This is a genomic window from Pseudomonas sp. F220, assembly GCF_057813935.1.
This window is the reverse complement of sequence record NZ_JBVASJ010000005.1, coordinates 53,104-70,022: the sequence shown is the minus strand read 5'-3', so window position 1 is coordinate 70,022 and position 16,919 is coordinate 53,104. Positions and strand designations below refer to the sequence as shown.

Below are 16,919 nucleotides of genomic sequence, written 5' to 3'. Positions count from 1 at the left end.
TCGGCAACAAAATCAATTTTCCAGGCACCCGGACACTTTTTTCTGCCCTCAAATAACAACTACGTCACGCGCGATGCGGACACCACTAAAGGCGGCACTATGAAAAAACAACTCGTGGGTACACTGCTGGCGGCCAGCTGCTTAGCCAGTCTCATGGCCGAGGCCCAAGACCCGGTGCGCATCGGTTTTATCACCACCCTCTCGACCCCCGCTGGCTACCTGGGCGAAGACTCGCGCGACGGTTTTCAGTTGGCCATCGACCAGGAAAGCGGCAAGCTTGGCGGCGTGCCGGTGAGCTTGCTGGTAGAGGACGACGGTCTGCAACCGGCGCGGGCCAAGCAGATTGTCGACCGCATGAGCCTGGACGGCATTTCACTGTACACCGGGGTGATCTTCTCCAACGTGCTGGCCGCCGTGGTCAATACCGCGACCAAGGACGGCTTCTACATCAGCAACAACACCGGCCCCTCCAGCCTGGCCGGCAAGCAATGCAAGCCCAACTACTTCGTGGCCTCGTACCAGAACGACACGATCCATGAGATGGCCGGTATCGCGGCTAACGACCTGGGTTACAAGAAGATGGTCATCCTGGCCCCCAACTACCAGGGCGGACGCGATGCCCTGGAAGGGTTCAAACGCACCTACAAAGGCGAAGTCACCGAGATCTACACCAAGCTCAACCAACTGGACTTCTCGGTCGAACTGGCACGGATCCGCTCCCTGGCACCAGACGCGATCTTTGAGTTCCATCCCGGCGGCGCCGGCATCAACTTTGCCAAGCAGTACGGCAGCTCAGGGCTGAACAAAACCATCCCCATGGTCGTGCCCGTGTTCTCAATGGACGAACGCATGCTCGCGGCCACCGGGGACGTCGCCAAAGGCATGAACATCGTGACCCTGTGGAACCCGCAGTCGAACAACCCGGCCAACCAGGCGTTCGTCAAAGCCTTCAGCGAAAAATACAAACGCGTGCCGACTGTGTATGCCGCCCAGACCTATGACACGGCCCTTCTGATCGGTGCCGCACTCAAGACTGTGGGCGGCGACATGAAAGACCCCGAGGCGTTTCGCAACGCCCTGCGCAACGTGAAGTTCGACTCAATCCGCGGTGATTTCGCCTTCGGCAAGAACCAGCATGCGGTCATCGACTGGTACTTGCTGCGCGTAGAGGCCGACGCCAACGGCAAGCTGGTCCAGGTGCCGGTGCAGACCATCGCCAAATCACAAGTGGACAGCTTCGCCGCCGAATGCGCCCTGTGATCCAACCTGTCGGTCTCGTGCCTGCCTGCGTGAGCGGCAGGCACTTTTCGTAGGATTCCCCAGCATGCTGCTACTCGAACAATTGCTTAACAGCTTGCAATACAGCGCCCTGCTGTTTTTGCTTGCGTCCGGCCTGACGCTGATCTTTGGCATCATGGGCGTCATCAATCTGGCCCACGGCGCCTTTTACATGGTCGGGGCCTTCTGCGCCGCCTACACCGCTTCGGCCAGTGGCTCGTTCTGGCTCGCCGGGCTGGCCGCCGTGGTTGGCTCCGCGCTCTACGGGTTGCTGATCGAAACCAGCATCATGCGCCGCCTCTACAACCGCGATCACCTGGACCAGGTGCTGGCAACCCTGGCCGTGGTGTTTTTCACCAACGAGCTGATCACGGTGCTATTCGGCCGCAGCCCGCCCGCCATGCCGACACCGGAGTGGTACGGCGCCTTCGTCGAAGTGCTGCCGGGTTTGATGTACCCGGTCAGCCGCCTGCTGTTCATCGCCGCCGGGGCGCTGGTCGCGATTGCCATGTGGCTGCTGATCAACCACACCCGCTTGGGGATGCTGATCCGCGCCGGGGCCGACGACCACGAGATGGTCGGCGCCCTGGGGGTGAACATCGCGCGTATCTACACCCTGGTCTTCGTCTTCGGCTGCGTGCTCTGCGGACTCGCCGGCTTCATGGCTGCACCGCTGCTGTCGGTGGAAATCGGCATGGGCGAAAAGGTCCTGATTACCACCTTCGTGGTCATCGTCGTCGGCGGCGTCGGCTCGGTTCGCGGCGCCCTGGCCGGTGCCCTGCTGATCGGCATGGTCGACGGCCTGGGCCGGGCCTATATCCCGCAACTGCTCGACCAATTGTTGCCCGCCGAAGTCAGCGGGACCTTAAGTGGCGGGCTGATTTCCGCCAGCGCTTACATCGTCATGGCGGTGGTTCTGCTGGTCCGCCCACGCGGCCTTTTACCCGCGCGCGCCTGAGGAGAAAAAACATGTCCCGCCGAGTCATAATCGATCTGCTTTGCCTGGCAACGTTCGCCCTCCTGCCGCTGCTCGCCTCGTTGTTGCACGAACCCTTTCTGGTCAGCCTGTTCACGCGCCTGGCGATCTACGGCATGGCCGCCGCGAGTCTCGACCTGCTGATCGGCTATGGCGCGATGATCAGCTTCGGCCATGCGGCCTTCTTCGGCCTGGGTGGCTATGTGGTCGGGGTCATTGGCTTCCATACCTCCCAGGTCATGCCGTTGTGGGGCTGGGAAGGTTCCAACAGCGCGCTGATCGTCTGGCCGCTGTCGCTTCTGGTCTGTGCGCTGTTCGCTCTGGTGGTCGGCTATCTGTCCCTGCGTACCAGCGGCGTGCAGTTCATCATGATTACCCTGGCGTTTGGCCAGATGCTGTATTTCGTCCTCAGCTCGTTGTCACTGTACGGCGGCGACGACGGCATCCTGCTCCGCGAGCGCAATACGCTGCCGGGCCTGGATATGGAGAATTCGGTGCAGTTCTACTACCTGTGCCTGGGGCTGTTGGTTGCCTGGTTGCTGTTCTGCCGGCGACTGGTGAACTCACGCTTCGGCTTTGTCCTGCGCGGCCTCAAGCAAAGCGAACGGCGCAGCATCAGCCTGGGACTGCATCCGCTGCGCTATCGACTGAGCGCGTTCGTCATCGCCGGCGTCGGCGGCGGCCTGGCCGGTATTCTGTGGGCCAACTACGCGATGTTCGTCAGCCCCGACATGGGCGCCTGGCATAAGTCTGGCGAGTTGATGGCGATGGTCATTCTGGGCGGCGTCGGCACCCTGCTCGGACCGGTGCTCGGCGCGGCGGTGTACCTGGGGCTGGAGCAGGTGTTGAGCCTGTGGACCGAACACTGGTTATTGATCTTCGGCCCGTTGCTGCTGGTGGTGGTGCTGTTCGGCAAAAAAGGCCTGTACGGCCTGCTGCTCAGTCCATGGCCGCGCTGGCGCAAGACGCCGGCAACGCAAAGCCCGTCCCCTATCGCCAACGGCGAGATCAGTGAGGTACGTCCATGAAACCGCAACTCTCGATCCAGGGTCTGGAAAAGGCCTTTGGTGCGATCAAGGCCACCAACGGCGCGAGCTTTGACATCGCCCCGGGCGAACTGCACGCCATCATCGGCCCCAACGGAGCCGGCAAGTCCACGCTGATCTCCCAGATTGCCGGGGAGATCCGTCCGGACAAAGGGCGGATCTTCCTCGCAGGGCAAGACATCACTGACGTGCCCGCCCATCAGCGCCCGCGCCTCGGCCTGGCGCGGGCCTTTCAGGTTAGCCAGCTGTACCCGGATTTCACCCTGCTGGAAAACGTCGCCCTGGCGATTGCCGCCCGCGACGGCCAGACCTTCGGCCTTTGGGAGCCGCTGGCAAGCGACCGCCGCCTGTTGGAGCCCGCCGGCGGTTATCTGGATCGCGTCGGCCTCGGCGCTCGTGGCCAAGCCCTGGTCAGCGAGTTGTCCCATGGCGAACGGCGGCAACTGGAGATCGCCCTCGCCCTGGCCCAGGAAGCCTCGGTGCTGCTGCTCGACGAACCGATGGCCGGGATGGGCGCCGAGGAGTCGGCGCGCATGACCCAACTGTTGCTCGAACTCAAGGGTCGCTACGCCATCCTGCTGGTGGAACACGACATGGACGCGGTCTTTGCCCTGGCCGACCGCATTACCGTGCTGGTGTACGGCCAGACCATCCGGACCGGCAGCGTTGAGCAGATTCGCAACGACCCGCAAGTACGCGCCGCCTACCTGGGAGAAGAACATGCTTGAAGTCAGTGGATTGCAGGCCGGCTACGGCCTGAGCCAGGTGCTGTTCGACATGCACCTGAAAATCGAACAGGGCCAGGTGGTGTCGCTGATCGGGCGCAATGGCATGGGCAAGACCACCACGGTCAAATCGATCATGGGCCTGCTCAAGCCCAGCGCCGGCAGCGTATTAATCCACGGCAGGGAAATGCGCGGCGCGGCGCCTTACCGGATCGCCCAGGCCGGGCTGGGACTGGTGCCCGAAGGCCGACGGGGCTTTGGCAGCCTGAGCGTGCGGGAAAACCTGCTGGCCACCGCCACCCGGGGCAAGTGGGACCTGGCGCGGGTCTACCAGTTGTTTCCGCGCTTGCAGGAACGCCAGGACCAGTTGTCCAAAACCCTCTCCGGTGGCGAACAGCAAATGATGGTGGTCGCCCGGGCCCTGCTCACCAACCCGCAGCTGTTGATTCTCGACGAAGCCACCGAAGGCCTGGCACCGATTATTCGCGAAACCATCTGGAGTTGCCTGGCGAGCTTGAAAGCCGAGGGCGAGACCATCCTGCTCATCGACAAAAACCTCAAGGAAATGGCCCGCGTGGTCGATTGCCACCACATCATCGAAAAAGGCCGCCAGGTCTGGCACGGTACCCCGGCGCAACTGGCCGAAACACCGGAATTGTCCCAGCGCTACCTGGGCGTCTGACCCGCGCCGTTTGTAGGCGCTGGCGCAGGTTGGGAAAAGGCCCGAAGCACCTTCCTGCGGGGGCAAAACTCACGCTCCTGCAGGTTTAGGCGCTGGCGGTCATTGCAGCGGTGAAAAGCTCGCCGGCAGATAGATCGTCGAGCGCATATCGCGCAGTTGCGGGCCGGAGTTCTCCGGCGGCCAGACGCCGTCTTGCACCGCTCGGGTGCGTACGTCCAGGCGCTGTTCGAGCGTGGCGTAAGGCCAGATGTGCAGGTAGCGCGGCAACTGGCCGTCGGTGGCGTAGAACGCTCCATATACCGGCGAGTATTGCTCCGTGCTTCTTGGCCCCACGGCCTTTTCCCAGCCCTTGAGCGTCGGCACCAGGCCCGACGGCACCAGGTCGTAGACCCGAAGCTCGTAGAACGGCCCATGCCGGCCAGCGGGCAGCGGTTCGATAAAGGGAAACAGCGTGTAGTTCTCCACCCGCATATCCGTCATGCACGCCTCGATGCCGAACGCATCGGCGCTCGACAGATAGCGTTCGCGCTCGGTCTGGCGCGAGGCCTCATCGACAAAACCTCGCAGTACTGCGATCTGGTTCAACGGGCCGATCTCGGACGCCCAGCAGCCCATCAATTTCACGTTGGCGTCATCGCTGGCCAGGCGCTGCTCCAGGCAGGCCATTGCGGTGGCGACCGTGCGCACGCGCACCGTGAACGTGATCAGTTCGTACAGTTTCATGACAACCTCGACTCAGGATCAAACAAGTGCGTGGATGACTTGCACCCACAACGAAAAAACCGACGCAGCCGTTCCGGTGCGCCGTTTGTGTGACAAGGAAGCGAAGCTCTCACGAACAACACATGTCGCCCCGCGCTCAGGACGTTGTCACGCCACCGTTGAAGACCGGCGACAGCCCCATCAACTCGAGCTTGCGGGTGAACTCCCCCAGCCTCTGCAGTTTGTAGGCTTGCAGATCAACGTCCTGGTAATCGTAAAATCCCTGACCTTCACGCAAACCGTTGCGCCCCTGGGCCATGTTCTCGGCTATCACCCGGGGTGGCAGGAAGCGTTGGTCGATGGCCTTGGCCAGGTAATGGGAGGCATAGAACAGGATGTCGCCGCCGCCCCAGTCGATGAATTCGAGCATTCCCAGGACCGAGAAGCGCAGGCCGAAACCCACGCGGATTGCGGTATCGATATCCTCGGCGCTGGCCACGCCCTCCTCGACCATCCGCGCCGCTTCATTCATCGCCAGCGCCTGGATCCGCGGCACGATGTAACCCGCCGCCGGGGAGCATTGCACAGGCACTTTGCCGATCCGTTTGAGCAGCGCCATCAGGCGCTGCACCACCTTCGGACAGGTGGTCTCGCTGCGGCTGACTTCGACCAGCGGCATCAGGAACGCCGGATTCAGCCAATGGGCATTGACGAAGCGTTCCGGGTGCGTGATCAGTGCCGCCAGCTCGGTCACCAGGAAGGTCGAGGTGGTGGAAGCAATCACGGTTTCACTGCCGCAGGCGGCGCTGAGCCAGGCGAAGGTTTCGGCCTTTAGTTCGAGCACCTCGGGCGCCGCCTCGAACACCACGGCAGCGCCTTGCAAATCGTCGCCACTGCGCTCGCGGTCACTCAGCCGCAGATGGGTCATGACGTGCTCAGCCTGGGCGGTATCGAGGGAGCCCAGGTGCGCGAGGGTCGCCAGTTCGCCCCGCAAATGGAGCTCAACCTGTTGGAAGTAGTGATCCCGAGCCGCCTCGTCGCGTTGCTTGATATCGATCAGGGTCACCGGCAGTCCGGCGTACATGAACGCCAAGGCAATGCCTTCGCCCATGCGACCCGCGCCCACGATGCAGATACGTCCCAGGCCGGCGCTCATGCCTGCAATCCCTGGGTCAGACGTTCAGCCATTTCACTTCGGGTCAGTTGGTCGAGCCCAAGGTTTTCCAGGGTGCGGCCCTGGGCGTAAAGGTCGATCCCGCTGACCACCGTGGCCAGGCTCAACAAGCCCTGAGCGACCGGCGTCGGCACCCCGGCCCAGCGCCCGACCGACACCAGGAACGACAAGCCCAGACGCGTGTCTTCGAGCATGTAGCGATGTTTTTGCAGGTCGATGTCTTCGCGCCAGTCGCCGCTGTCGGTCAGCTTGCCGTGGGCGCCACGACCATACATCCACTCATCGCCGTCGGTGGCGTAGTGATCGCTCAGGGGGAAATGCGGTGCGCCATAACCCAGGGCTTCACGCACGGCAATACGTTCGGCGTCGAGGGCATTGGTTACGCGGCGGATCGAAGGCACGGTGCCTTCGTTGTGAATGTCCCAGGTGTCGAAATGTTCGAGGGGGCCGGCGTTCATCAAAATCAACGGCGGATGAATGATCGGCCCAGCATTCATCAGTGCGCCGCTTAGGGCATCCTCAATGGGTTCGACACTGGGGTAAGCCTCGCGCAACACGGCGAACGCCGACTCGCTCAAGCGACTCGGAAAAACCCCGGTCGGCAGACGGGTCGCATAGCCGCTGATGACCACCTGGTTATCGCCATGCTTGCGCGCCAGATAGGGCAAAGTGCCTGTTTCGGCGAACGCCACCTGGCTGCGGTTATCCGCCTTCGCCATGGCTTGGGCGAAGACCATGCTGCCGAACGTGCCCGGCGGCAGGAACACCACCTGACCGTCCCGCAACAGCGGCGCTAACTCGACGGCCAGGGCTTCGTGGGAAGTCGACGGCAAGGCAATGACCAACAACTGTGCATCGGCCACGGCTTGCGCCAGGTCGGCGGTCAGGGTCAGGGCATCGCCAGGCTGGCCGAGGCTCAGGGTGCGTTCGCCGCGAAAGTCGCGCACAGCCAAATGACCGAGGTTTTGCAGTTTTTCCAGGGCGGCACTGTCCCGGCGCCACAGGCGCACTGAATGGCCTTTTTCCGCCAACTCGATCGCTGCCGCATAGCAACCGTGACCACCGCCAATAACACTGATATTCATGAATGCACTCCTGTAGAAGAGCCTCGATCCTAGCAATGCCCCCTCAGGCCCACTGCCCGAAACGCGCAAGCGCCGTCCCGATTCTGCAATCCAATGTTCCTGCTCGCCCTCTGTGGGCGCGGTGCTCGCCATGGAACGTTTGCCCCTCCACGCATCCAGGTGGTACGACCGCCGCAGGGCACTTTCAGGTCATGCGGCGCCGGAACAACGTGTCGCGGTCAAGGTAGTTGAGGTGGGTGCAACCCATGAGATTCATTGTCAGTTTCAATTCGTCGGTCAGCAGGTCCAACGCCCGGCCGGCACCGGCTTCGCCTGCCACCGCCACGCCGTAAAGGGTCGAGCGGCCCAGCAGGACAGCGTCGGCGCCAAGCGCAACGGCTTTGACGATGTCGCTGCCACGGCGGATCCCGCCATCGAGCAGCAGGCTGAGTTTGCCCCTCGCTTCGGGCGCAATGGCCGCCAGTGCGTCGAGGCTGCTGAGAGCGCCGTCCAGTTGGCGACCTCCATGGTTGGACACCACCACACCATCGAGCCCCAAGACGATGGCGCGCTCGACATCCGCCGGATGCAACACACCCTTGAGCAGCAACCGCTCGCCCCATTGATCACGTAAACGCGCCAGCATGTCCCAGTCGAGCAAGGTGTCCATCTGTTTACCGATAAACGCCATTGAACCCAGCGGATTACGTTCACTTGGCGGCAAATAAGGTTCGAGATTGCCCATGCCGGGCAGCCCCGACGGCCACATCACCTGCTTCAGCCAGCGCGGGTGGCGCGCCACGTCGAATTTGTTGCGCCATGACAATTGCCGAGGTCTGGCGAAGTTGCGCCGGTCCCACTCACGATTGCCCAGCACCATCGCATCGCAGGTCAACACAAGAGTCCTGCTTCCCACAGCAGCGGCCCGACGCAACAGGTCGCCTTGCACCTGAGGGTCGCGCATGGCGTAAAGCTGGAACCACAAGTCAACTCCAGGCACTGCCGCGACAAGGTCCTCCAGGGAGGTATTGGACGCGGTACTCAGGCTGAATGGCAGCCCGCGCGCGGTCGCGGCCCGGGCCAGGTGAATGTCGGCGTCGCGATGCAGCAGGCCGTTGTAGCCGGTCGGCCCGATCAGCATTGGTGACGGCAGCACCCGCCCGAACAGGGCTCGATGGGTGTCCGGCGCATGACACGGGACCATGGCCCTGGCGTGCAGGCCATAGCCGCAGAAAGCATCAAGATTGTCCCCAAGCGTCAATTCGGCTTCGGCCCCGCCGTTGAGGTATTCCCAGGCGAAATAAGGCAAGCGCCGTCGGGCCATGTCGGCCAGTTCGGCAATGCTGTGAACGCGGCTCAAGTCAGTGCCGGTATGGAAATGACGCATGAGCGATCCTCAAAAAGAACTGCAAAAAAAACCCGGAGGGAGCGATCCGGGCGAAGAAAATCGAGTATCTGGAAACCGAAAGTGTCCGGATGCGCGGGCAGATTCGGGAGCCGCGAACGGCTCACCAGTACGTCAGAACTTCCAGGTGTAAGTGGTGATCAGGCGATTTTCCTGATAATCAGGACCCGAAGCGCCGCCATTGCCAAAACGGGTCTTGACGTCGATCCGGCGCCATTCGAAGCCCACGTCCTTGAGCGCCCCGCTTTGCACCACGTAACCCAGCACGATGTTACGTTCGCTTTCAACGTTTTGCTCGAGGGCATTGCTGCCACGGTCGATGCCGGTGCCGTGTATGTAACGCGTCATGAGCTTCAACCCCGGCAAGCCGATGCCCGCAAAGTTGTAGTCATAGCGCAGTTGCCAGGAGCTTTCGTTCGGCTTGATGAATGCCACGGTCGACCAGTTCACCAGGTACGGTTGCGGGGCATAACCGTTGAGCGTCGGAAACGACGATTCGCCGATCATGCGCTGGTAGCCGAGACCGAAGGCATGAGCACCTTTTTTCAGGGTGGTCATAATCCCATAGGATCTGTTATCGATATCGCCGTACATCGCTTTGCCATCTTCACTGTTATTGAAGTAGCGAAGGTCTGTTTTCAACCCGTAACCGGCACCAAGGTCATGATTGTAAGTCAGCCCAAAATAGTGTTGCTTATAGATATCTTCCAACTGACCAAAGAAGTAAGTAGCGGACAAATTCGGTGTAAAGGCATAGGTCGCACCCCCAAAATTCAAACCGTCACTGGGGTGTCTAATGTTGGGACCATTAAACAAATACATCTTCTCGGTATTGGACGACTCCCGGGAGCTTATTTCGGTAAAGCGGCCAGCGGTCAGCGTGAGGTTGTCCACGTCCTTTGATTCGATCTGAACACCATGGTAAGTGGTAATCAGCTGCCGCGAGTCGTCTATGTAGGCCACTGGCAACGTCGGGCGCAGTTCACCGATCTTGAGTTCAGTCTTGTTGTACCGAACCTTCCCGGTCAGCGCCGCACGTCCATAGTCCCGGACCTGTTCGCGCTTGCCGTAATCGTAGGGAATGATGGTATCCGGGCCCCGGCCTCCACCGCCGTCAAGGCGATAGGCATACTGGCCCGAGAAGTCCAGACCAAACTGCAAGGTGCCTTCGGTGTAACCCGAGATGGCGCGAAAATCGAACCCTTGGGTCCAACTGCCAACTCTCGACTGCGGCGCATCGGACTGCTTGAAATCGCGGTCGATGTAGAAGTTTCGCGTCCCCAGGCTAATCTGGCGATCGTTGATGAAGTCAGCGTACGCAACCAGCGGTGTGAAGATCCCTATCACAGCCGCAGTGGTGACGCCACGGCTTACCCAGCTCTTCTGAAACATCAAACTTTCCTTCTTTTTTGCCTGCACAAAGGCACGGCTAGTGGAAGCAGATCAAATCAGCAAAAGTGCAACTTTGGCAGTCAATCCGCAGTATTGTTTTTATAACCACTTACTGCAAAAAAAGTCGTGACACAGCCATTCGCCAACACAGCGACAACTGCTTTTTTAGTTGTATTTAACTCTTCAACGAACCTGGAACGTTTTAACCGCTTACGGGTAGTTGAACCCTCAGGATGTTGATTTCGATGCAGTACCCAAATGGTGGTAAGCGCGATTGAAATACACCAGGCCTTCCTGGCTTTCGCCATTGCGAATACCCAGTACTTCGCAATAGAAAATGGTGTGTGAACCCACCTCATGAGCCTGGGCGATGCGGCAATCGAAACTCACCAGTGCCTCGTCAAGCAAAGGCGCCCCGCTTTCCAGCGTGGTCCAGGATGCGCAGGAAAAACGCTGTTCGGTATCGAGGTTGCGATTGGCAAACGCCCCCGACACTTCCAGGTGACCGGGCGTCAGCACGTTCACGCTCAGCACGCCGTTGCTCTTGAAATGCACGTTGGAAAACGACGAGCGATTCATGCACACCAACAACGTCGGTGGCTGGTCGGTCACGCTGCATACCGCCGAGGCGGTGAAGCCGAAACGACCCGCAGGACCATCGGTGGTGATGATCGAAACTGCGCCACCGAGCATTGCCATTGAGTTACGAAATCCAGTTGTATCGACCATGGTCTTACCCTCCGGTCTATCAGATATCCAGTACCAGTTTTTTGGACTTGGCTCGGGAGCAGCACACCAGAATCTGGTCATTAGCGGCTTTTTCATCGTCCGTCAGATAGACGTCGCGGTGATCCGGTTCGCCTTCGATGACGTCGCACAAACACGTACCGCAAACGCCCTGCTCACAGGACACTTCAATCTTGATGCCCGCGGCGGTCAGCGCATCGACGATGCTCTGGCCTTCAGCGACCTGCACCGTTTTGCCGCTGCGCTGGGCGACCACTTCGAAACCGGCACCGCCAGTGTCGACTTCAACCTGGAAGTATTCGCGGTGCACATGATCATCGGCATAACCCAGTTTCAGGGCCTCGGCGATGACCCAATCCATGAAACCCGCTGGGCCGCAGACATACACATGCACACCGGCCTGTGGAATGCCCAACACCTGTTGCAGGTCGAGTTTCTGTTCGGCCGCTTCGTCATCGAAATGAGTGCGCAACCGGGAGGCAAACGCAGCGTTACCCAGCTCTTGGAGAAAGGCGCTACGGCTACGGGAGCGGCCGCAATAATGCAGTTCGAAATCGCTGTCGCGGGCATTCAGCTCGTAGGCCATGGCGACCATCGGGGTGATGCCGATACCGCCGCCGATCAGGATCGACCGCTTGGCATCACTGGCCAGTGGAAAGTGGTTGCGCGGCAGGCTGATCTCGATTTCGCGACCTTCCTGCAGCAATTCATGCACCGCCACCGAACCGCCCCGCGAGGCCGGATCCTTGAGTACGCCCAAGCGATAGGCGTCGGCGTTGGCCGGGTCGCCACACAGCGAATACTGGCGAACCAGACCGGTCTTGAGGTGGATATCGACATGCGCACCCGCCTCGAAGGCGGGCAACGGCTGCCCCGACGGATCGCTCAGATCTAGTACGACGACACCTTCGCCCTGCTCTTCGCGCTTGCGCACGACGACTTTCAATAATTGATCACTCATACAGGATCATCCCGAATTCGTTGTAAGGGGGGGCGCACCTGGGCGCCCCCCGCTGCTTTTCTGAAAACGTGAGACTGAAAGGCTCAGCGCATGAAAATCCCGCCGTTCACATCCCAGGTCGCCCCGGTGGTGAAGTAGGCGTCTTCGCTGGCCAGTTGCACGATCAGCTTGCCGATGAACGCAGCGTTGCCCAGCTGCTTGACAGGGATGGCCTCGATCAGTTTTTCCAAACGGTCTGGCGGCACTGCGGCACGTACTGCCGGCGATTCGATAGGACCGGGAGCGATGGCGTTGACCGTGACTCCGGACGCCGCCAGTTCCTTGGCGAAGATCTTGGTCAACGTGATGATCGCGCCCTTGGACGCGGCGTAATGCGCACCGGTCGCGGTACCGCCGTTCTGCCCGGCCAGGGAGGCCATATTGATGATCCGTCCGTAACCCTGAGCAGCCAGATAGCTGCCGAACACCTGGCAGCCGACGAACGTCCCGCGCTGGTTGACGCTGACAACCCGGTCGAACTCTTCCGGGCTGATCTGCATCACCGGCGTGGTCATGGTCATCGCGGCGTTATTGACCACCACGTGCAACGAGCCCCAGTGCGCCACGACTGCCGCCAGTGCTGCTTCGAATTCAGCCTTGCTCGACACGTCGAGTTTGAGCGCCAGAACCCGCTCGCCACTGGCGTCGAGTTCTACGGCGGTGGCCTGCGCCGACTCCAGCGAGCGGTCGCTGATCACCACCCGATAACCGGCGGCCAGCAGTTGTTCGGCGATGCTTTTACCCAGCCCTTGGGCCGCGCCGGTGACCAATGCAACCTGTGTCATGGCAACGTCCTCAGAGGATGTAACCGATACCGGCGAGGGTGTCGGTAGAGTTGATCAGCTGAATCAGCTTGCGCTGGATCTTGAAGCTATCGCCGTTGCGCACCAGTTGGAAGGTGACATCAGCGGTGTACTGCTTGAGCACGTCCTTGCGGAATTCGCGCAAGTTCTGCGCGCAACGCACGGTCACGATCCCGTCCTCATCCGACAACACCCGAAAACGCGACTGACTGCGCACGGTACGCGCGCGCGGGGTGGTCGAAATCGACTCGCCGCTGGTCAGCCGGGTCACGCGCAACTGACGCATGTGGTGATCGTCGTAGGCATAGTTCAAGGTGTTTTCGAAATCGGTTTCCAGCGGATCGATCGGGATGATGTAGGTCGCGGACTCGGTCCACAGATCGAGCCACTGGACGAAATCGCCGTGGTCCAGCATGTCCGCTTCCTGCCAGATGAACGCGCTGACTTGGTTGAGCAATTGCAGATTGATCATGGTGTTCTCCGTCGACTCAGGCCGACATCATCTTTTTCCACTGCTGGTAGCCAGCGCGCATGCCGGTCTCGGCGCTCACATCGCTCACCAACCCGTCTTCGCTCTCTTTTTCACCCGGCAAGCCGCGGTTGAGCATGATCCACAGATCGGTGCCGGCACTGGCGCCACGTTGTACGCGCTCCCAGGCTTCGGAGTCGTCCGGGGTGCCAAAACCCATTGGCCCCTGGAAGTGTTCATGCAGGCGCAGGCGATAACGGTTGGCCACCGCCGGGCCGCCATCCATGGTGATGACGGCGTGATGGATCTCGGTCTCGTTCACTGCAATCGGTTGCAGTACCCGGAAGAACGCCATGGAGCACGCGATGTTCGGAAACAGGTTGAGGTTGAAGCCCGAACCGCCCACGGCACGGACGATGCGCCGCACCGATTGTTCGTCCTGGCCTTCGGCACGCAGCTGCTCGGCGAGGTCTTCAAAACGCTCGGGGATCGGCAAGTCGAGGTTGGCTTCCAGGTCGATCAGGTCGGGGATCATCACCATCACGCTATGGCCGTTGCCCAGGTCTTCGACGTAACCCGGCCCTTCGACGAAATCGAACAGCGCCAGGGTTTGCTCATCCACGGACGACAGAAACGACTTGTGGACCAGCGGAAAGTGGTAGGCGTCGGTGGTGTTTTCCAGCTGAATTTTCCAGTTGCCAGGGAAGCGGAAGCGATGCTCACCACCCACCTTGACCGGGTAACCGGCACCCTGCTTCATGAACAGGTCAATCCATTTTTTGGCCGGGCCGAGGTAATCGGCGAGCGGCTCGATATCGTCCTTGAAGGTGGCGAAGATCATGCCGTTGTATTGCTCGACACGCAGGCTCACCAATGGCAGCTCGGCTTTGTCCAGGCAATCGGCATAGCTTTCCGGGTGCGGCACGCCGCGCAGGCTGCCATCCAGGGCATAGCTCCAGCCGTGGTAAGGGCAAACAAAACTGTTGGTCTTGCCCTTCTTGTGCTCGCAAACCGTCGCGCCACGATGGCGGCAGCGGTTCAGCAGCACGTGAACTTCCTTCTTGCGGTCACGCACGACAATCACCGGCTGCTTGCCGACGTAGGTGCTCTTGTAGCTGCCCGAATCGGGAATCTCGCTGGCATGGGCGACCCAGATCCAGGTGCTGTAGAAAATCTTCTCCAGCTCCTCATCGAAGATCTTCGCGTCTGTGTACAGCGAGGTGTGGACGCGGTCATGCAAGACCAGGTCGGCCGGACTGGTTTCCAGCGTTACGGTGTTTATCAGGTTATTCACGATTACTCCTCGTCGGCGTGGCCCGCCGACTTTAAGAATTCTGGGTATTACTCGCCGGATTTACCGGGTACGGGCAGATGCGCGTCGCTGTTCCAGCTGTCCACGGGACGGCTGAACAGGTTCTGTGTCTGAAAGTGCGACATGCGCCACTGCCCTTGCTCCTTGGCGAACCGCACGGTCAGGCGGGCGCTATTAAGGTGCGAGGCACCCGAGGCAAACGTCGATGTCTGCAACATCACCCAACTGGCATCCGCGACATCGCCGCTGACCCGGATCAGTTCCGAGGTCAGGAAGTGCACGTTCAGCGAAAAGTGCGCCGGCTCCACCCTGTAAGTGGCAAACATGGCTTTGATCGCCTCGCGCCCCTGGTAACCGCCAAAGCTGTTCCGGTACTTGGCACCCTTGCCTTCCCACACTGCCTCGACGGTGAACAACCCGGCCAGTTCGTCGAGCGGGGAATCCACGCCCAGCTCGTCGCACAGGAACATGTAGCGGTTCATGCAAGCGCGGATTGCGTTCTCGCTTTCCAGCTGTTCGAGCCGTTGCTCCAGTGCCCGAAAATGCTCTTGAGGTGACATGGCGACTTCTCTCGACTCAGCGCTGGATGATCAGTTCGCGACCGGTACGGGCCTCGACCTTGCAGTACTTCCAGAGTTTGTAAGGGCCATCGCCTACCGACGTGGTGCGGAACAGATTGCAGGCGGCGTGGACGGTTTCGATGTCCGGCACATCGGCCAGCAAATAGGTGGTCCAGGGCCAGCCGGCAGATGGGCCGACCATGCTCTGATCGTCGTCCATATTGCCCAGCACGGTGACGCCCGGCAGATCGGCGATGCCGTTCCACATGGCGCCGAACGCGGCCCAGACTTCCAGGGCCTCAGGGCGTGGCGCATCGAAGAAGTTCTGGTTGATGCCGATGCAGAACAGGACTCGCAGGGCTTTTTTATCGGTCATGGGGTTCACCAATCATTCAGTAGGGAAAAATTACAGGTAGCCAGGCAGCGGTTTGTTGCCGAAAAAGATCGCGCCGGCGTTCTGGTAAGTCATGTCGCCCATGAAGGCGTGCTGTGTAATGACTTGAGTGTCGTTGACGAAACGTGACAGAGGGCTGGTGCGGTAAACCCCGCTCATGCCCGAAAGCATTTGTGCGGTGCGCGCAACATCGGCTGCCACGCGGGTGGCGTGAGTCGAGGACAGGCGCAGCATGTTGGTCTGCTCGACGCTCACGGCATCGCCTGCCAATACGCTGTTCCAGGCATCGTCGATGGATTGGTAGAACCACGAACGCGCGGCGCGCAACGAGGCTTCGGCCTTGGCCATTTCGACCTGCGCCAGCGGCCGGTCGGACAACGACGGCGCACCGGTCACGGAGATCCGCCCACTGGCCATGCCGCTCAATTCATCGAGTGCCGCACGCGCAACCCCGAGGCCGACTACCGACAACACCTGAGTAGCGAAGGACAGCGACGGATAACGGAAGAACGGTTCGTCCAGATTCGACGGACCGCCACGCACAAACGTCCACTCTTCCGGCACCACAACACCTTCGACCACGACGTCATGGCTACCCGTGCCGACCAGGCCGACGACATTCCAGGTTTCCTCGATTCGCACCTTTTCCCGCGGCATCACCGCCAGGCGTGGCAAGCCAAGCATCTCGCCGTTTTTCGGGCTGATGCCGACACCGATCAGCGAGGCGCCCATGCAGCCGCTGGAGAATTTCCAGCGCCCGTTGACCTCAAGACCACCCTCGACAAACGCCGCAGGCTGCGGAGGGAAGATTCCGCCGGCGAATACCACGTCGGGCGAATCAGCGTAGATCTTCTTGATGGTTTCGAGCGGCAGCGACGACAGGTAAACCGGGCTCATGCCGAAGCTGGCGACCCAACCGGCCGAGCCGTCGGCGATGGAAATATCTTCAACCATCTGGCAGAAATCAGCGGGCGAACGCTCGTCACCGCCAAAGCGCTTAGGCACCAGCGCCCGATACACACCGAGCTTGCGGAACTGCTCGACAACGTCCTGAGAGATGAATTTTTGCTGATCGAATTCTTCGTTCCGGGCACGCACACGAATCTCGGCCAGTAACTTCTGAAACGCTTCATTCGCGGTGATCGGCACGCAGCGCTGTTGGTTCAGCTCGCTTGGCGCAGTCATGGGTT

18 protein-coding genes are annotated in these 16,919 nt (G+C 60.7%); 5 read left to right on the top strand and 13 right to left on the bottom strand.

Features of this window, described 5'->3' with window-relative positions; translation table 11 throughout:
• Positions 1-99: 99 nt before the first annotated feature.
• From ACZYSM_RS06975 to ACZYSM_RS06955, 5 genes are all read left to right on the top strand, one after another.
• Positions 100-1,260 carry an ABC transporter substrate-binding protein gene (locus ACZYSM_RS06975; protein ID WP_489070165.1) on the top strand — a complete coding sequence of 387 codons (1,161 nt, stop codon included), beginning with the start codon at positions 100-102 and terminating at the stop codon, positions 1,258-1,260.
• Between the two features lie 64 nt (positions 1,261-1,324).
• The gene (locus ACZYSM_RS06970; protein ID WP_489070163.1) at positions 1,325-2,236 is read left to right on the top strand and encodes a branched-chain amino acid ABC transporter permease; all 912 of its coding nucleotides are present in this window, start codon (positions 1,325-1,327) and stop codon (positions 2,234-2,236) included.
• Positions 2,237-2,247: 11 nt separating this feature from the next.
• Positions 2,248-3,282: a branched-chain amino acid ABC transporter permease gene (locus ACZYSM_RS06965; RefSeq protein ID WP_489070161.1), complete on the top strand. Its 1,035-nt coding sequence runs from the start codon at positions 2,248-2,250 to the stop codon at positions 3,280-3,282.
• Positions 3,279-4,028, top strand: coding sequence for an ABC transporter ATP-binding protein (locus ACZYSM_RS06960; protein WP_489070159.1), 750 nt, complete (start codon positions 3,279-3,281; stop codon positions 4,026-4,028). Before ACZYSM_RS06965 ends, ACZYSM_RS06960 begins: the two co-directional genes overlap by 4 nt.
• Entirely contained in the window at positions 4,021-4,707 is a 687-nt protein-coding gene (locus ACZYSM_RS06955) for an ABC transporter ATP-binding protein (protein WP_489070157.1), read from the top strand. Before ACZYSM_RS06960 ends, ACZYSM_RS06955 begins: the two co-directional genes overlap by 8 nt.
• A 99-nt stretch (positions 4,708-4,806) precedes the next feature.
• Here the strand turns inward: ACZYSM_RS06955 and ACZYSM_RS06950 are convergent, their stop codons facing one another.
• The 13 genes from ACZYSM_RS06950 to ACZYSM_RS06890 form a co-directional block, all read right to left on the bottom strand.
• Positions 4,807-5,430, bottom strand: coding sequence for an NIPSNAP family protein (locus ACZYSM_RS06950; RefSeq protein ID WP_489070155.1), 624 nt, complete (start codon positions 5,428-5,430; stop codon positions 4,807-4,809).
• Positions 5,431-5,566: 136 nt separating this feature from the next.
• Complete coding sequence (locus tag ACZYSM_RS06945) at positions 5,567-6,565, bottom strand: 3-hydroxybutyryl-CoA dehydrogenase (RefSeq protein ID WP_489070153.1); 999 nt, start codon at positions 6,563-6,565, stop codon at positions 5,567-5,569.
• Positions 6,562-7,668 (bottom strand): NAD/NADP octopine/nopaline dehydrogenase family protein, encoded by a 1,107-nt coding sequence (locus ACZYSM_RS06940; RefSeq protein ID WP_489070151.1) that lies wholly within the window; start codon positions 7,666-7,668, stop codon positions 6,562-6,564. The genes ACZYSM_RS06945 and ACZYSM_RS06940 overlap by 4 nt, the downstream gene beginning before the upstream one ends.
• Positions 7,669-7,852: 184 nt before the next feature.
• Complete coding sequence (locus ACZYSM_RS06935) at positions 7,853-9,034, bottom strand: alpha-hydroxy acid oxidase (RefSeq protein WP_489070149.1); 1,182 nt, start codon at positions 9,032-9,034, stop codon at positions 7,853-7,855.
• Between the two features lie 132 nt (positions 9,035-9,166).
• Positions 9,167-10,444, bottom strand: a complete 1,278-nt coding sequence (locus ACZYSM_RS06930) for an OprD family porin (protein ID WP_489070147.1) — start codon at positions 10,442-10,444, stop codon at positions 9,167-9,169.
• Positions 10,445-10,672: 228 nt separating this feature from the next.
• Positions 10,673-11,173, bottom strand: coding sequence for a flavin reductase (locus ACZYSM_RS06925; RefSeq protein WP_489070145.1), 501 nt, complete (start codon positions 11,171-11,173; stop codon positions 10,673-10,675).
• Positions 11,174-11,192: 19 nt separating this feature from the next.
• Positions 11,193-12,152, bottom strand: a complete 960-nt coding sequence (locus ACZYSM_RS06920) for a PDR/VanB family oxidoreductase (RefSeq protein ID WP_489070143.1) — start codon at positions 12,150-12,152, stop codon at positions 11,193-11,195.
• An 83-nt stretch (positions 12,153-12,235) separates the two neighbouring features.
• The gene (locus ACZYSM_RS06915) at positions 12,236-12,976 is read right to left on the bottom strand and encodes an SDR family NAD(P)-dependent oxidoreductase (RefSeq protein WP_489070141.1); all 741 of its coding nucleotides are present in this window, start codon (positions 12,974-12,976) and stop codon (positions 12,236-12,238) included.
• Positions 12,977-12,986: 10 nt separating this feature from the next.
• The gene (locus tag ACZYSM_RS06910) at positions 12,987-13,463 is read right to left on the bottom strand and encodes an aromatic-ring-hydroxylating dioxygenase subunit beta (protein WP_489070451.1); all 477 of its coding nucleotides are present in this window, start codon (positions 13,461-13,463) and stop codon (positions 12,987-12,989) included.
• Between the two features lie 19 nt (positions 13,464-13,482).
• Positions 13,483-14,757, bottom strand: coding sequence for an aromatic ring-hydroxylating oxygenase subunit alpha (locus tag ACZYSM_RS06905; RefSeq protein ID WP_489070139.1), 1,275 nt, complete (start codon positions 14,755-14,757; stop codon positions 13,483-13,485).
• A 47-nt stretch (positions 14,758-14,804) separates the two neighbouring features.
• Entirely contained in the window at positions 14,805-15,335 is a 531-nt protein-coding gene (locus ACZYSM_RS06900; protein WP_489070137.1) for a nuclear transport factor 2 family protein, read from the bottom strand.
• Positions 15,336-15,351: 16 nt separating this feature from the next.
• Complete coding sequence (locus ACZYSM_RS06895) at positions 15,352-15,711, bottom strand: hypothetical protein (RefSeq protein WP_428271987.1); 360 nt, start codon at positions 15,709-15,711, stop codon at positions 15,352-15,354.
• Positions 15,712-15,741: 30 nt separating this feature from the next.
• On the bottom strand, positions 15,742-16,914 hold the full coding sequence (locus ACZYSM_RS06890) for an acyl-CoA dehydrogenase family protein (RefSeq protein WP_489070135.1): 1,173 nt from the start codon (positions 16,912-16,914) through the stop codon (positions 15,742-15,744).
• Between the last annotated feature and the right edge of the window lie 5 nt (positions 16,915-16,919).

Excerpts from the sequence above, each read along its gene's own strand:
- ACZYSM_RS06975 (WP_489070165.1), top strand. The coding sequence starts at position 100 with ATGAAAAAACAACTCGTGGGTACACTGCTGGCGGCCAGCTGCTTAGCC.
- ACZYSM_RS06970 (WP_489070163.1), top strand. The coding sequence starts at position 1,325 with ATGCTGCTACTCGAACAATTGCTTAACAGCTTGCAATACAGCGCCCTG.
- ACZYSM_RS06965 (WP_489070161.1), top strand. The coding sequence starts at position 2,248 with ATGTCCCGCCGAGTCATAATCGATCTGCTTTGCCTGGCAACGTTCGCC.
- ACZYSM_RS06960 (WP_489070159.1), top strand. The coding sequence starts at position 3,279 with ATGAAACCGCAACTCTCGATCCAGGGTCTGGAAAAGGCCTTTGGTGCG.
- ACZYSM_RS06955 (WP_489070157.1), top strand. The coding sequence starts at position 4,021 with ATGCTTGAAGTCAGTGGATTGCAGGCCGGCTACGGCCTGAGCCAGGTG.
- ACZYSM_RS06950 (WP_489070155.1), bottom strand. The coding sequence starts at position 5,430 with ATGAAACTGTACGAACTGATCACGTTCACGGTGCGCGTGCGCACGGTC.
- ACZYSM_RS06945 (WP_489070153.1), bottom strand. The coding sequence starts at position 6,565 with ATGAGCGCCGGCCTGGGACGTATCTGCATCGTGGGCGCGGGTCGCATG.
- ACZYSM_RS06940 (WP_489070151.1), bottom strand. The coding sequence starts at position 7,668 with ATGAATATCAGTGTTATTGGCGGTGGTCACGGTTGCTATGCGGCAGCG.
- ACZYSM_RS06935 (WP_489070149.1), bottom strand. The coding sequence starts at position 9,034 with ATGCGTCATTTCCATACCGGCACTGACTTGAGCCGCGTTCACAGCATT.
- ACZYSM_RS06930 (WP_489070147.1), bottom strand. The coding sequence starts at position 10,444 with ATGTTTCAGAAGAGCTGGGTAAGCCGTGGCGTCACCACTGCGGCTGTG.
- ACZYSM_RS06925 (WP_489070145.1), bottom strand. The coding sequence starts at position 11,173 with ATGGTCGATACAACTGGATTTCGTAACTCAATGGCAATGCTCGGTGGC.
- ACZYSM_RS06920 (WP_489070143.1), bottom strand. The coding sequence starts at position 12,152 with ATGAGTGATCAATTATTGAAAGTCGTCGTGCGCAAGCGCGAAGAGCAG.
- ACZYSM_RS06915 (WP_489070141.1), bottom strand. The coding sequence starts at position 12,976 with ATGACACAGGTTGCATTGGTCACCGGCGCGGCCCAAGGGCTGGGTAAA.
- ACZYSM_RS06900 (WP_489070137.1), bottom strand. The coding sequence starts at position 15,335 with ATGTCACCTCAAGAGCATTTTCGGGCACTGGAGCAACGGCTCGAACAG.
- ACZYSM_RS06895 (WP_428271987.1), bottom strand. The coding sequence starts at position 15,711 with ATGACCGATAAAAAAGCCCTGCGAGTCCTGTTCTGCATCGGCATCAAC.
- ACZYSM_RS06890 (WP_489070135.1), bottom strand. The coding sequence starts at position 16,914 with ATGACTGCGCCAAGCGAGCTGAACCAACAGCGCTGCGTGCCGATCACC.